The 13265-nt window shown below is 73.5% G+C and carries 10 protein-coding genes; 5 read left to right on the top strand and 5 right to left on the bottom strand.

What is annotated here, in order from left to right:
• Positions 1 to 5: 5 nt before the first annotated feature.
• The 4 genes from BJ971_RS20535 to BJ971_RS20520 are packed head-to-tail and all read right to left on the bottom strand — an operon-like array spanning position 6 to position 6823.
• The gene (locus BJ971_RS20535; protein WP_184994869.1) at positions 6 to 2357 is read right to left on the bottom strand and encodes a GcvT family protein; all 2352 of its coding nucleotides are present in this window, start codon (positions 2355 to 2357) and stop codon (positions 6 to 8) included.
• Positions 2354 to 4249, bottom strand: coding sequence for an ABC transporter permease (locus BJ971_RS20530; protein ID WP_221478814.1), 1896 nt, complete (start codon positions 4247 to 4249; stop codon positions 2354 to 2356). The genes BJ971_RS20535 and BJ971_RS20530 overlap by 4 nt, the downstream gene beginning before the upstream one ends.
• Complete coding sequence (locus tag BJ971_RS20525; protein WP_184994868.1) at positions 4246 to 5280, bottom strand: quaternary amine ABC transporter ATP-binding protein; 1035 nt, start codon at positions 5278 to 5280, stop codon at positions 4246 to 4248. Before BJ971_RS20525 ends, BJ971_RS20530 begins: the two co-directional genes overlap by 4 nt.
• A gap of 16 nt (positions 5281 to 5296) precedes the next feature.
• Positions 5297 to 6823, bottom strand: coding sequence for a GMC family oxidoreductase (locus BJ971_RS20520; protein ID WP_184994867.1), 1527 nt, complete (start codon positions 6821 to 6823; stop codon positions 5297 to 5299).
• Between the two features lie 272 nt (positions 6824 to 7095).
• On the opposite strand from BJ971_RS20520, the gene BJ971_RS20515 reads away from it, so the two are divergent.
• From BJ971_RS20515 to BJ971_RS20500, 4 genes are read left to right on the top strand one after another with little or no spacing between them, the layout of a single operon-like run.
• Positions 7096 to 8682, top strand: a complete 1587-nt coding sequence (locus BJ971_RS20515; protein WP_184994866.1) for an MFS transporter — start codon at positions 7096 to 7098, stop codon at positions 8680 to 8682.
• A gap of 43 nt (positions 8683 to 8725) precedes the next feature.
• Positions 8726 to 9349 carry a TetR/AcrR family transcriptional regulator gene (locus tag BJ971_RS20510; protein ID WP_184994865.1) on the top strand — a complete coding sequence of 208 codons (624 nt, stop codon included), beginning with the start codon at positions 8726 to 8728 and terminating at the stop codon, positions 9347 to 9349.
• Positions 9346 to 10332: a pyridoxal-phosphate dependent enzyme gene (locus BJ971_RS20505; RefSeq protein ID WP_184994864.1), complete on the top strand. Its 987-nt coding sequence runs from the start codon at positions 9346 to 9348 to the stop codon at positions 10330 to 10332. Before BJ971_RS20510 ends, BJ971_RS20505 begins: the two co-directional genes overlap by 4 nt.
• A 60-nt stretch (positions 10333 to 10392) precedes the next feature.
• Positions 10393 to 11304: a DUF5995 family protein gene (locus BJ971_RS20500; protein ID WP_184994863.1), complete on the top strand. Its 912-nt coding sequence runs from the start codon at positions 10393 to 10395 to the stop codon at positions 11302 to 11304.
• On the opposite strand, the gene BJ971_RS20495 is transcribed toward BJ971_RS20500, so the two are convergent.
• Positions 11269 to 12075, bottom strand: a complete 807-nt coding sequence (locus BJ971_RS20495; RefSeq protein ID WP_239087364.1) for a class I SAM-dependent methyltransferase — start codon at positions 12073 to 12075, stop codon at positions 11269 to 11271. The two genes, BJ971_RS20500 and BJ971_RS20495, sit on opposite strands and share 36 nt — an antisense overlap.
• 55 nt (positions 12076 to 12130) lie before the next feature.
• Here BJ971_RS20495 and BJ971_RS20490 point away from each other — a divergent pair, with 55 nt between their 5' ends.
• Positions 12131 to 13252 (top strand): threonine synthase, encoded by a 1122-nt coding sequence (locus BJ971_RS20490; protein WP_184994862.1) that lies wholly within the window; start codon positions 12131 to 12133, stop codon positions 13250 to 13252.
• The last annotated feature ends 13 nt before the right edge of the window (positions 13253 to 13265 follow it).

Genomic DNA, 13265 nt, shown 5'->3' with positions numbered 1-13265 from the left:
GACTCCTATCGCCGGATGCGTTCGTGCTTGGGGTCGAACAGCGGCTCGGCCGCGACGGTGGCGCTCAGCATCCGGTCGAAGTAGCCGACCTGGACTTCCGTGCCCGGCACGGCGAGGGCGGCGGGCAGCCAGGCGTACGCGATCGGCGCGCCGACGGTGTGCCCGTACGCGGCGCTGGTGACATACCCGACGGGCTCGCCGCCGGCGTGTACCGGCTCCCGGCCCATCGGCACGCAGCCCTCGTCGGCCAGCACAAGGCAGGTCAGCAGCCGCTCGGGGTCGACCCGGCCCAGCAGCGCGGATCGGCCGGTGAAGTCGCCGGCGTCGAGCCGCACCGCGAAGCCCAGCCCGGCGGCGTACGGGTCGTCCTCGGCCGTCATGTCGACGCCCCAGGCCCGGTAGCCCTTCTCCAGCCGCAGGCTGTTGAACGCGGCCCGGCCACCGGCGACGATCCCGTGCCGTTGGCCGGCCTCCCAGAGCGTGTCCCACAGCTTCGGGCCCAGCTCGGCGCTCGTGTAGACCTCCCAGCCCAGCTCGCCGACGTAGGAGAGCCGCAGCATGGTCACCGGCACCGGGCCGAGGTGCGCGCGCCGGGCCTTGAAGTAGCCGAACGCGGAGTGCGAGACGTCGATGTCGGCGAGCGGCGCGATCAGGTCCCGGGCCAGCGGCCCCCAGACGCCGAGGCCGCAGGTGCCGCCGGTGATGTCGCGGACGGTGACGCCGGGCGGCCGGTGCCGCAGCAGCCAGTCCAGGTCGAGGGGTCCGTTGACGCCGACCTGGAACACCTCCGGCGCGAGGCGGGCGACGGTCACGTCGCTGCGGACGCCGCCGGCCTCATCGAGCAGCAGGGTGTAGACCACCGTCCCGACCGGCCGGTCGACGTCGCCGCTGGTGAGTCCCTGTAGGAAGGAGACCGGGCCGGTCACCTCGAGGCGGGTCAGCGGCGTCATGTCGTAGAGGGCGACGCCCTCGCGGGTGGCCCGGGCCTCGGCGGCGGCGATCGGCGACCAGTGCCGCGCCGACCAGTCGTCGCGCTCGGCCTCGGTGCGCGGCAGCCCCGCGTTCGCCTCGAACCACAGCGGACGCTCCCAGCCGGCCGCCTCGCCGAAGACGGCGCCCAGCTCGACGTGCCGGGCGTGGAACGGGCTGACCCGCACGTCGCGGATCGAGGGCGGGTCGAGCGGATGGATGATGTCGTACACCTCGACGAAGCTGCGGATGGCGCGCTCGCGGACGTACCCGGGGGAGAGCTGGCTGGGGTCGAAGCGGTTGAGGTCGCACTCGTGCAGGTCGACGCCGGGCCGCCCCTCGACGAGCCACTGGGCGAGGGCCCGGGCGGCGCCGGCGGAGTGGGTCACCCAGACCGCCTCGGCCGTCCAGAAGCCGCGGACGTCGCGCGCCTCGCCGATCAGCGGGAAGCCGTCGGCGGTGAACGAGAAGACGCCGTTGAAGCCCTCCCGCGGCTGGGTGCCGGCCAGCGCGGGCAGCAGGTCGGTGGCGGCCGCCCAGGACTCGTCGAAGTCCTCGGCGGTGAACGGGAGCATCGACGGCTGTGCGCCGGGTGAGAGGTCGCCGAGGCCGACCGGCATGGGCCGGTGCAGGTACGAGCCGACGCCGAGCCGGTCGCCGTATGCGCGGAAGTACAGGTCCCGGTCCTGGTGCCGCAGGATCGGCGTGGGCGCCGCGGTGTCCAGGGGGCCGGTGCGGGCGTACTGGTGCGCCATCGGCAGCAGGGGTACGCCGACGCCGGCGAGCCCGCCGACCGCGGGGCCCCAGAAGCCGGCGCAGCTGACCACCACGTCCGCCGGGTAGTAGGCGTCCTCGGTGCGTACCCCGGTGACGTGGCCGTCGCGCTGCTCGATCGCCACGACGCGCTGGTGTGCCAGGAAGCGGGCGCCGCGCGCGATGGCCCGCCGGGCCTGCGCCTCGCCGGCGTCGACCGCCCGGGCCAGGCCGTCGCCCGGCACGTGCAGCCCGCCGAGCACGTCGCCGAGCAGGGGATAGAGCTTCCGGCAGGCGTCCGGGCCGAGGACCTGCGCGGGGATGCCCCAGGAGGTGGCGTAGCCGTGCCGGCGGTGCAGCTCGCGCAGGCGTTCGCCGGTGGTCGCCACCTCGAGGCTGCCGACCGCGTCGAAGCAGCCGAGTTCGGTGAACTTGTCGACGGTGTAGCGGGCGAACGCGGCCATGGTCCGCGACGGGTTGGTCTGGAACACCAGGCCCGGCGCGTGCGAGCTGGAGCCGCCGGTGGCGAAGAGCGGGCCCTGTTCGAGCACGGTGACGTTCCTGCGGCCGCGCTGGGTGAGCTCGTCGGCGAGGGAGCAGCCGACGATCCCGGCCCCGATGATGACGACCGTCACGCCTTGGCTCCCTTCGCGGAGTGAATGCCCTGAGTGAGCCGGTCGAGCAGGACGCCGAGCAGCACGATGGCGAGGCCGGCGGCCAGGCCCTTGCCGAAGTCCTCGCGCTGGGAGAAGCCGGCCACCACGTCGTAGCCCAGCGCGCCGGCGCCGACCAGGCCGCCGACGACGACCATCGCGAGGACCATGACGATGCCCTGGTTGACGGCGAGCAGCAGGCCGCCGCGGGCCATCGGGAGCTGCACCTTCCAGAGCAGCTGCCGCGGCGTCGAGCCGGCCGAGAGGGCGGCCTCGACGACGGTCGGCGGCACGTCGCGGACGCCCCGCTCGACCAGGCGGACCACCGGCGGCACGGCGTAGATGACGGCCGCGACGATCGCGGTGAACCGGCTGGCGCCGAAGAGCGCGACGGCCGGCAGCAGGTAGATGAACGACGGCATGGTCTGCGCGGCGTCCAGCAGCGGCCGCAGGCCCCGGGTGAACCGGTCGTGCCGGGCGCACAGCACCCCGAGCAGCACGCCGAAGGCCATCGTGACGGCGGTGGCGACGAGCACGGTGGCGAGGGTCTGCATGGAGTGCTGCCACAGGCCGAGGCCGGCCACCCCGGCCGCGGCGAGCGCGGCGATCACCCCGGACCGCAGGCCGCCGGCGAGGCTGCCGAAGACGAGCACCACCAGGACGAACAGCCACCACGGCGTGGTCACGAGCAGGTTTTCGAGTGGGTCGAGCAGGCCCGCGCTGATCCCGTTCTTGAGCGCCTCGGTGACGTCGTACCAGTGGAACTCGATCCAGCTGGTGATCTCGTTGACCGGGCCGGCGAAGGAGAACCGCCAGCCCTCGGGGAACTCCGACCGCAGGCCGATCAGCGCCAGCAGGCCGGTGCCGGCCACCGCGCCGGCGAGCAACGGCAGCCTGGGGCGGCGATCGGCGGCGCGCGTGGTGACCCGGTCGAGCACGATCGCCAGCACCACGATCGCCACGCCGGCGTCGAACGCGACGCCGACGTTGACCCGCTCCAGGGCCTGGACGATGTTCTGGCCCAGCCCGGGCGCGTCGATCAGCGCGGTCACCACCACCATGGACAGCGCCATCATGATGGTCTGGTTGACGGCGAGCACGATGGTCGGCCGGGCCATCGGCAGCCGCACCTTGCCGAGCAGCTGCCAGCGGGTCGAGCCGAGCGCGGTGGCCGCCTCGACCGTCGTGGGCGACACCTCGCCGATGCCGAGCGCGGTGATCCGGATGGTCACCGGCACCGCGTAGATCAGCGTGGCGATCACCGCGGCCGGCTCGCCGATGGAGAAGAGCAGCGCCATCGGCGCCAGGTAGGCGAAGGTCGGCATGATCTGCATGACGTCGAGCAGCGGCCGCAGCAGCGCGCCGACCGCCGGCACCCGCGCGGCGAGGATGCCGGCCGGCACCCCGATCAGTACCGCGAGCACCACGGCGGAGAGCGTCAGCACCAGCGTGTCGACGCTCTGCTCCCACAGGCCGAGCACGCCGAGGAAGAGGAACCCGGCGACGGTGCCGATCGCGAGCCGCCAGCCTGCGAGGACCGCGGTCAGCGCGCCGGCGGCGGCGACCAGGCCGGCCCAGCCGAGGCCGTACAGCAGGGCCTGCACGGCGTCGACGACGACCACGACGCCGAGCCGCAGGTAGTTGACGCCGTACAGGAAGAGCGGGCTGGTGTCGCGGTTCTCGTCGACCCAGTCGCGCACGCCGCCGAAGAACCGGAACGCCCACGCGTCGTCGCCGTCCGCGGCACCCGGGGTGCGCACGCTCAGATAGGCGGCGACGGTCGCGACCACCAGGACCGCGATCACGGTACGCCGTGACGGCCGCCGCCAGCGCGGCACGCTCGCCGCGGGCGGCGCCGCGGTGGTGGCGATCATGCCGGCACCTGCGGCCGGTGGCCGATCAGCGCCGGCACGAGCTGCCCGGCGTCGACAACGCCCAGCACCTCGTCGCCGTCGACGACCCGCACGGCGCGGCCCGCGTGCAGCACCCGGTGTACCGCGTCCCGGATCACCGTGCCGGCCGGCAGGGGCTGGTCCTCGAGCTCCTCGCCGTCGCGCGCCGGGCGCACGATCCACCGCACGCTGAGCACGTCGGCGCGCGGCACCTCCTGCACGAAGTCCGACACGTAGCCGTCCGCGGGCGCGCCGACCAGCTCCTCCGGGGTGCCGACCTGCACCAGCTCGCCGTCGCGCATGACCGCGATGCGGTCGCCGAGCGACAGCGCCTCGGCCAGGTCGTGGGTGATGAAGACGAGCGTCTTGCCGACCTCGGCGTGCAGGCGGCGGACCTCGGCCTGCATGTCCCGGCGGATCAGCGGGTCGAGTGCGCTGAACGGCTCGTCGAACAGCAGCACGGCCGGGTCCGTCGCCAGCGCGCGGGCCAGCCCGACGCGCTGCTGCATGCCGCCCGAGAGCTCGTGCGGGTACTGCTGCTCGTGCCCCTCGAGGCCGACAAGGGCCAGGACCTCGCCGGCCCGGCGGTGCCGCTCGGCCCGCTTCACGCCCTGGATCTCCAGGCCGTACGCGATGTTGTCGACGACCGGGCGGTGCGGCAGCAGCCCGAAGTGCTGGAAGACCATCGCCACCCCGTGGCGGCGCAGCTCGCGCAGCCGCCGCGGGCTCATCGCCCGCACCGGCTCGCCGTCGATGCGCACCTCGCCGCTGGTCGGCTCGATCAGCCGGGTCAGGCAGCGCACCAGCGTGGACTTGCCGCTGCCGGAGAGCCCCATCACGACGAAGACCTCGCCGGCCCGCACGTCGAAGCTCACGTCGCGCACCGCGGCCACGCAGCCGGTGCGGGTGCGCAGGTCAGCGCGGGACAGCTCGGCCAGCGGCGTGCCGACGATCCGGTCCGGCTTCGGACCGAACACCTTCCACAGGTGCTCGACGGCGATGGTGGGTGTCATGGTTGTGCCTCACTGTTCAACCGGCGGGTGTCGCCGCGTCCACGCGGGCGGGCAGCCCGGCGGCGACCAGGTCGGCCGCCCGTTCGCCGATCATGAGCACGGCCACCACCGGGTTGACCGTGGTCATCGTCGGGAACACCGACGCGTCGGCGATCCGTACGTTGGCGAGGCCGCGCAGCCGCAGCCCCGGGTCGACGACCGCGAGCTCGTCGGTGGCGGCACCCATCCGGCAGGTGCCCGCCGGATGATAGACGGTGTGGTGCGCCGCCCGCCCGTACGCGGAGAGCTCCTCGTCGGTCTGCAACTCCGGCCCGGGCGCGATCTCGCGGGCGATCCAGGACCGGAGCGGCTCGGTGGCGGCGACCTGGCGGGCGATCCGCAGCCCGTCCACGATGGTCCGCTCGTCGTAGCCGTCCGGGTCGGTGAAGTAGCCGAAGTCCAGCGCGGGCTTGACCGCCGGGTCGGCGCTGGCCAGCCGGAGCCGGCCGGAGCTGCGCGGCCGCGGCACGTTCGGGGTCATCCCGAAGCCGTGCGGCGGCACGTCGTAGCCGAGGCGCTCGGTGTGCAGGGTGAACGCGAGCTGGTAGAGGTGGAACATCAGGTCCGGGCGCTCGTCGCCCGGCTCGCGGCGCACGAAGAGCCCGGCGTCGGCGTCCATCGCGGACTGCGCCGGCAGCGGCCGGGTGGACTCCCAGAGGATCAGCGACTCGGGGTGGTCGAGCAGGTTCTCGCCGACGCCGGGCAGGTCCAGCCGCACATCGATGCCGAGCTCGCGCAGGTGGCCGGCGGGCCCGATGCCGGAGAGCAGCAGCAGCCGCGGCGTGTCGATCGCGCCCGCGCTCAGCACGTACTCGCGGCCGCTGATCACCTCCTCGCGCCCGTCGCGGCGCACGCGCACCCCGGTGACCCGGTCGCCGTCGAGCTCCAGCTCCGACGCCCAGGTCTCGGTCAGCACGGTCAGGTTGGGGCGGCCCAGGTGCGGGTGCAGGTAGGCCACCGACGACGAGGAGCGGATGCCGGTGTCCGGGTGGTAGGCGACCGGGAAGAAGCCGGTGCCGTCGGTGAACGGGCCCGCGTTGAAGTCCTCGTGCACCGGCACGCCGAGCGCGTCACGGCAGGAGGCGACGAAGTCCTCGGTGAGCGGGTTGCGGTCCTTGGCGGCGACGGGCTGGATCTGCACGGCGAGCCGCCGCCAGTAGGGCAGCATCTCCTCGTAGGACCAGCCCGCGGCGCCCGCGGCGACCCAGTCGGCGAAGTCGCCGGGCGGCGGCAGGAAGCTGATCATCGTGTTGTGCGACGAGCAGCCGCCCAGCACCCGGGCCCGGGAGTGCCGGATGTGCGAGTTGCCCCGCGGCTGCGGCAGGGTCGGATAGTCGTAGTCGTACTCGGTCTCGAGCAGGTTGATCCAGTTACGCAGTCGCAGCACCCGGTCGTCGCCGACATCGGACGGTCCGCCCTCGATCAGGCACACCCGCACCTCCGGATCGGCGGAGAGCCGGGAGGCCACCACCGCGCCGGCCGTACCGCCGCCGACAACCACCACATCGAACTCGTTCGTGCGCAGAGCGGCACCTTTCGTCGCCTTGTGGTGCCAGGATCATCAGCCGCGGGCCCATGGTCAATGCCAGATCCAAAATTTTTCCGCAGCGCAACAATCCATCTCGGAGTATCGCCTGCCCGGCGGCCGGACGTGACCGCCGCCACATTACGATACGAGGCTGTTCCGTATCGAGTCGAGGAGGTCTAGGTTCGATCACAGAGATATGGAACTGTTTCGTATCGGAATCGCGTGCAGACCCTCAGGAGTGGCACCACATGGACGTTCCTGCCGCAGAGAACACTGGCCATCCCCGGCGCTGGGCAATCCTCGGCGTCCTCGTCATCAGCCTGCTCGTCGTCGTGCTGGACAACACGGTCCTCAACGTCGCGCTTCGCACCATCGCCGACCCGCGCGAGGGGCTCGGCGCCAGCCAGAGCCAGCTCGAGTGGGCGATCAACTCGTACACCCTGGTCTTCGCCGGCCTGCTCTTCACCGCGGGCATCCTGGCCGACCGGTTCGGCCGCCGGCTCACCCTCACCGTCGGGCTCGCGCTCTTCGGGACCGCCTCGCTGCTCTCCGCGTACGCGCAGAGCGCCGACCAGCTGATCTGGGCCCGCGCGCTGATGGGCCTCGGCGCCGCCGCCGTCATGCCGGCCACCCTGTCGATCATCGCGAACGTCTTCGACCCGCGCGAGCGCGGCCGCGCCATCGGCGTCTGGGCCGGCGCCGTCGGCCTCGGCGTCGCCATCGGCCCGATCGTCGGCGGGCTGCTGCTCGAGCACTTCTGGTGGGGCTCGGTCTTCCTGATCAACGTGCCGATCGTCATCGCCGGTGTCGTGCTCGTGCTGACCCTGGTGCCCGAGTCGCGCGACCCGAAGCCGGGCCGCATCGACCTCGTCGGCGTGCTGCTGTCGATCGTCGGGCTGACCCTGCTCACCTACGGCGTCATCGAGGGCGGCGAGAACGGCTTCGGGCAGGCCGAGTCGTGGGGCACGCTCGTCGTCTCCGTCGCGGTCCTGGCCGGCTTCATCCTGTACGAGCGCAGCATCGACCACCCCTCGCTGGACGTGAAGCTCTTCGCCATCCCGCAGTTCTCGGCCTCGGTCGCCGCGATCGGCCTGGTCTTCTTCGCCGCCATGGGCGCGATGTTCTTCAGCGCCTTCTACCTCCAGCTGGTCCGCGGCTACGGCCCGCTGGCCTCCGGCGCGCTGTTCGTCCCGTTCGCGGTCGCACAGATGATCTTCGCGCCGCGCAGCGCCGCGATGGTCCGGCGCTTCGGCGCGAAGCTGGTCAGCACCGTCGGCCTGCTGCTGGTCGCGGCCGGCCTGGCCGGCTGGCTGCTCATCGACGCGACCACCCCGATCTGGGCCGTCGGCGCGCTGTTCTTCCTCATGGGCGTCGGCATGGCCAACGTGATGCCGCCGGCCACCGAATCGATCATGTCGGTGCTGCCCCGGGAGAAGGCCGGCGTCGGCTCCGCGGTCAGCAACACCATCCGGCAGGTCGGCGGCGCCCTCGGCGTGGCCACCCTCGGCGCGGTCATCTCGTCCACCTACCGCGACGAGGTCGCGAGCGCCACGGCGGGCCTGCCGGACGCCGCGCGCGGGGTGGCGCAGGAGTCCATCTCCGGCGCGTACGGGGTCGCCGAGCGGGCCGGCCCGGCCGGCCAGGCGCTCATCGGCTCTGCCAACGACGCGTTCGTCACGGCGATGCACTACGCGACGATCGGCAGCACGATCTTCGCCCTGCTCGGCGCCCTGGTCGCGGCGATCTGGCTGCCCGGCCGCCGCCCCGCCGGCACACCCGCGCCGACCGGCACCGGACCGGCGGACGCACCGACCGCGGAGTTGATCGAGGCATGAGACTCCGCACCTTGCATGGTCCCGGCGTGTCGGCTCGGTAACAATGAACCGCATGACGACGGTCAGCGTTGACGATGCGGCCGACCAGGAGCGCAAGGCTCCCGGTCGGCCGCGCGATGCCCGCGCGGACGCGGCCATCATCGAGGCGGTGCTCGACCTGCTCGCCGCCGGTCAGAGCGCCGACGCCCTCTCGATAGAGGCGGTGGCGGCCCGCGCGGGCGTCGGCAAGGCGACCATCTACCGGCGCTGGCCCAACAAGGAGGCGCTGCTGATCGACGCGGTCGCCACCATGAAGGGCCCGCTGCCGATGCCGGCCGGCGAGTCGGTCCGCGACGACCTCGTCATGCTGGTCGCCGCCATGCGCAACAAGCGCATGGAGGAGTACGGCAAGGTCACCGCCTGCCTGCTGCCGGAGCTGCTGAAGCGCCCGGAGATGTACCGCATCTACCGCAGCGTGATGGAGCCGCGGCGCGACATCATGCGCCAGGTGCTGCGCCGCGGCGTCGAGAACGGCGAGCTGCGCGCCGACCTCGACATCGAACTGACCCTGCTGATGCTCGCCGGGCCGACCATCACCCAGAACATGCTGCGCTGGAACCCCAACGTGCCCGACGAGGGCTACGCCGAGGCGCTCGTCGACGCGGTGCTGCGCGGCGCGGCCGCGTGAGCGTGACCGTCACGCCGGCCGACGTGCGGGACGCCGCCGCCCGGCTCTCCGGCGTCGCCCACCGCACCCCGGTGCTGCGCTCGCGGACCCTCGACGAGCTGGTCGGGACCGAGGTGCACCTCAAGGCCGAGAACTTCCAGCGGATGGGCGCCTTCAAGTTCCGCGGCGCCTACTACGCGCTCTCCCGGCTCACGCCGGCGCAGCGGGCGCGGGGCGTCGCGTCGTTCTCCTCCGGCAACCACGCGCAGGCGCTCGCCCTCGCCGCCCGCGAGTTCGGCACCACCGCGGTCATCCTCATGCCCGCCGACACCCCGGCCTCCAAGCGGGCGGCAGCCGAGGGCTACGGCGCCGAGATCCTCACCTACGACCGCTACACCGGCGACCGGGTCGCCCTGGGTGCGGCGCTCGCCGCCGAGCGCGGCCTCGCGCTCATCCCGCCGTACGAGCACCCGGACGTGATCGCCGGGCAGGGCACCGCCGCGCTCGAACTGCTCGAGGAGGCCGGCGAGCTCGGCGCGCTGCTGGTGCCGGTCGGCGGCGGCGGGCTGCTCGCGGGCAGCGCAACGGCGGCCAAGGGCCTGCACCCCGGCATCCGGGTCATCGGCGTGGAGCCGGAGGCGGGCGACGACACCCGGCGGTCGCTGGCCGCGGGGCGGCGGGTGGCGGTGCCGGTGCCCCGGACCATCGCCGACGGCCAGGCCGCGGACATCCCCGGCGAGCTGACCTTCTCGGTCAACCTGCGCCTGGTCGACGACATCGCGCTGGTCAGCGACGACGAGATCCGCGAGGCGATGCGTTTCGCCTTCGAGCGGATGCGGATCGTCGTGGAGCCCAGCGGCGCCACCGCCCTGGCGGCGCTGCTGGCCGGCCGGGCCGGGCCGCTGCCGGACCGGGTCGGTCTGATCCTTTCGGGCGGAAACATCGACGCCGCCCGCTTCGCCGAGCTGATCCACCCCGCCCGCGAGGCCACTACTGTCGGGTAGCCGCCCGGACTATGGTCAGCCCCGCACCGCAACCCCATGGTGAACAGCGTGGAGGTTCCCATGACTGTCGCGTTCGACCGCGACCGCGTAACGGACAGCGCCGCGCTGCTGCGGGAGGAGCGGGCCCGGCTCGCCCCCGCCGGCCGGCCCGGCCGCGGGTGGGAGCCGGCGCACCGGGAGGTCGCCGAGCTCTGCGCCACCCCGCCGACCGACATCGCCGGGGTGCTGACCCGGCTCACCATCGCCCAGAAGATCTTCGACGACCTGCCGCCGAAGGCCGCGAACCGGGTCGCCGCGTTCAACTCGCTCTACTTCACCATCACCGACCGGGTCGCCAAGCTGCTGACCAGCGAGGACGTGAAGGATCCGGCCTTCCTTGAGTTGCTCGACGTCGAGTTCGCCAAGCGCTACTTCGACGCCCTGCGCCGCTGGGGCGTCGACGACGACGCCACCCCGGACGCCTGGGAGGTGCTGTTCCGCCGCTCACGCAGCCTCAAGCTGAGCCGGCTGACCGCCTCGATGCTGGGCGTCAACGCGCACATCAACCACGACCTGGCGCTCGCCCTTGTCGCCACATGGGAACGCACCGGCGCGCCGGCCGACGAGGTCATCCACCCGGACTACCTGCTGATCAACGACATCTTCTTCGAGGAGATACCGGCCCTGCGCCGCCGCTACTCCACGGCGTGGCAGCTGCGGATCGACCACCTGGTCGGCGACCTGGACGACTGGAGCCAGCGGGTGCTGGTCTCGGCGACCCGGGCGCACGCCTGGGACCAGGCGCAGCGGCTGTGGCAGCTGCGCGGCGACAGCGACGACCTGGCCCGCGCCGAGCTGCTGATGGACCGCGTGTCGGCGCTGCTGGGCGAGGCCCTGATCGGCGCCGACGGCATCGTCAACCGGATCGGCGCGCTGCTGCGCGCCGCGCGCAACTCGCTACGCCGGGCCTGGTCCGCTCTGACCGGCCGCTGACCCCGCCGGCCGGCGGGCCGTCACGGCCCACACCCGGTGCGGAACCTCCAGGGGGTCGCCGGGGAACCGGTCGGCGAGCAGCGCGGTCAGCTCGGCGGAGAAGACGCCGACCGCCGCCGGATCGAGGCTGGCGGCGACGCCGGCGCTGGCCCGGATCCGCCCGACCCAGTCCAGGTGCGAATAGGGCACGTCGAGGTCGAACGAGAACGTCTCGATCCCGGTGAAGCCGCCCTGGCGCAGGTCGGTCAGCCAGCGCGGATGCAGGCCGGTGCCGCCGGCGAGCGCCCACGCCGGGTTGTGCCGCAGGATCAGCGCCTCGGTGGCGGCGACGACGTTGCCGGGCACCGGAAGCCAGTCGAAGTGCGCGATGACGACGTGCCCGCCGGGTCGCAGCAGCCGCCGGACCTCGGCGGTGGCCTCGGCGGCCCGGAACCAGTGCCAGCACTGCCCGGCGCTGACCACGTCGGCGCTCTCGTCCGGCAGGCCGGTCCCTTCGGCGGCGCCGGCGACGTAGCGGACCTCGACGCCCGCCCGCGCGTCGAGCAGCCGGGCCTTGTCGAGCAGCGCGGTCGCGGGATCGACGCCGGTGACCGCGCCGCCGCGCAGCGCGAAGAGCCGGGCCAGGCTGCCCGTGCCGGTGCCGAGGTCCACCACGTCGCGCCCGGGTCCGCCGATGCCGAGCGCGGCGAGCCGGTCCATCAGCTCGTCCGGGAAGCCGGCCCGGTGTCGGCTGTAGTCGTCGGCGGTACGCCCGAAATCGATCGTGTTCACCAGCCGACCCTAACGGGATCGCGGCGCCCGCCCGGTGGTCTGGCAAGATCAGGGAATGCTGGTGGACCGGGCCGGGCGGCGCTACCCCCTGGACGAGCCGCGCTGGCGCGGCGACGACGGCTCACCCCTGCTGGTCGAGGACCTGCCGGGGATCGACCGGGCCGACGTCGACACCCGCGTACGGTCGCAGTGGCGCTACGCGGCCGCCCTGCCGCTGGCCTACGACCGGCCGGTGAGCCTCGGCGAGGGGTGCACGCCGCTGCTGCCGTTCGAGGTCGACGGGGTGCCGCTGTCGGTCAAGCCGGAATGGTTCAACCCGACCGCCAGCTTCAAGGACCGCGGCACCACCGTGATGGTCTCCACCCTGGCCCGGCAGGGCGTCGCCGAGATGCTCGAGGACAGCAGCGGCAACGGCGGCTCGTCGGTGGCCGCCTACGCCGCGGCCGCCGGCATCCGCGCCACGATCCTGGCGCCCGAGTCGACGTCGCCCGCCAAGATTCAGCAGAGCCGGGCGCACGGCGCCGCCGTCGACCTGGTGCCGGGCACGCGGCAGGCCACCGCCGACGAGGCGGTGCGGCGCTCGGCCGCCACTTTCTACGCCAGCCACAACTGGCACCCGTTCTTCCTGCAGGGCACGAAGCTGATCGCGTACGAGATCTGGGAGGACCTGGGTTTCGCCGCGCCGGACGCGGTCGTCCTGCCGGCCGGTGCCGGCAGCCTGGTGCTCGGCTGCCATATCGGCTTCGGCGAGCTGCTGCGCTCGGGCGCGATCACCCGCCGCCCGCGCCTGCTTGTCGCCCAGCCGGCACACTGCGCCCCGCTGGTCGCCGCCTTCGCCGCCGGCGCCGCCACGGTCACCGCGCGCGAGTGGACGCCGACGGTCGCCGAGGGCACGGCGATCGCGGCGCCGGTGCGCGACCGCGAGGTACTCGCGGCCGTCCGGGAGTCCGCCGGCGACATGGCGGCCGTGCCGGAGGACGAGATCGCGCCGGCCGCGCTCGAACTGGCCCACCGCGGCCTCTACGCGGAGCCGACCAGCTCGATCGTGCTCCCGGCGATCCGCGAGTTCCTGCGCCGCGGCACCCTACGCCGCGGCGAGACCACGGTGACCGTCCTGACCGGCTCGGCCCTCAAGGCGGCCGACACGATGGGCCGCCTGCTGACCGGGTCGCCGTAACGGATATTCGATC

Source organism: Amorphoplanes digitatis (assembly GCF_014205335.1).
Taxonomy (GTDB): domain Bacteria; phylum Actinomycetota; class Actinomycetes; order Mycobacteriales; family Micromonosporaceae; genus Actinoplanes; species Actinoplanes digitatus.
This window is presented reverse-complemented; position numbering and strand designations above follow the sequence as displayed.

Coding starts and splice junctions, on each gene's coding strand:
- BJ971_RS20530 (WP_221478814.1), bottom strand. CDS start 4,249: ATGATCGCCACCACCGCGGCGCCGCCCGCGGCGAGCGTGCCGCGCTGG.
- BJ971_RS20525 (WP_184994868.1), bottom strand. CDS start 5,280: ATGACACCCACCATCGCCGTCGAGCACCTGTGGAAGGTGTTCGGTCCG.
- BJ971_RS20515 (WP_184994866.1), top strand. CDS start 7,096: ATGGACGTTCCTGCCGCAGAGAACACTGGCCATCCCCGGCGCTGGGCA.
- BJ971_RS20510 (WP_184994865.1), top strand. CDS start 8,726: ATGAACCGCATGACGACGGTCAGCGTTGACGATGCGGCCGACCAGGAG.
- BJ971_RS20500 (WP_184994863.1), top strand. CDS start 10,393: ATGACTGTCGCGTTCGACCGCGACCGCGTAACGGACAGCGCCGCGCTG.
- BJ971_RS20490 (WP_184994862.1), top strand. CDS start 12,131: ATGCTGGTGGACCGGGCCGGGCGGCGCTACCCCCTGGACGAGCCGCGC.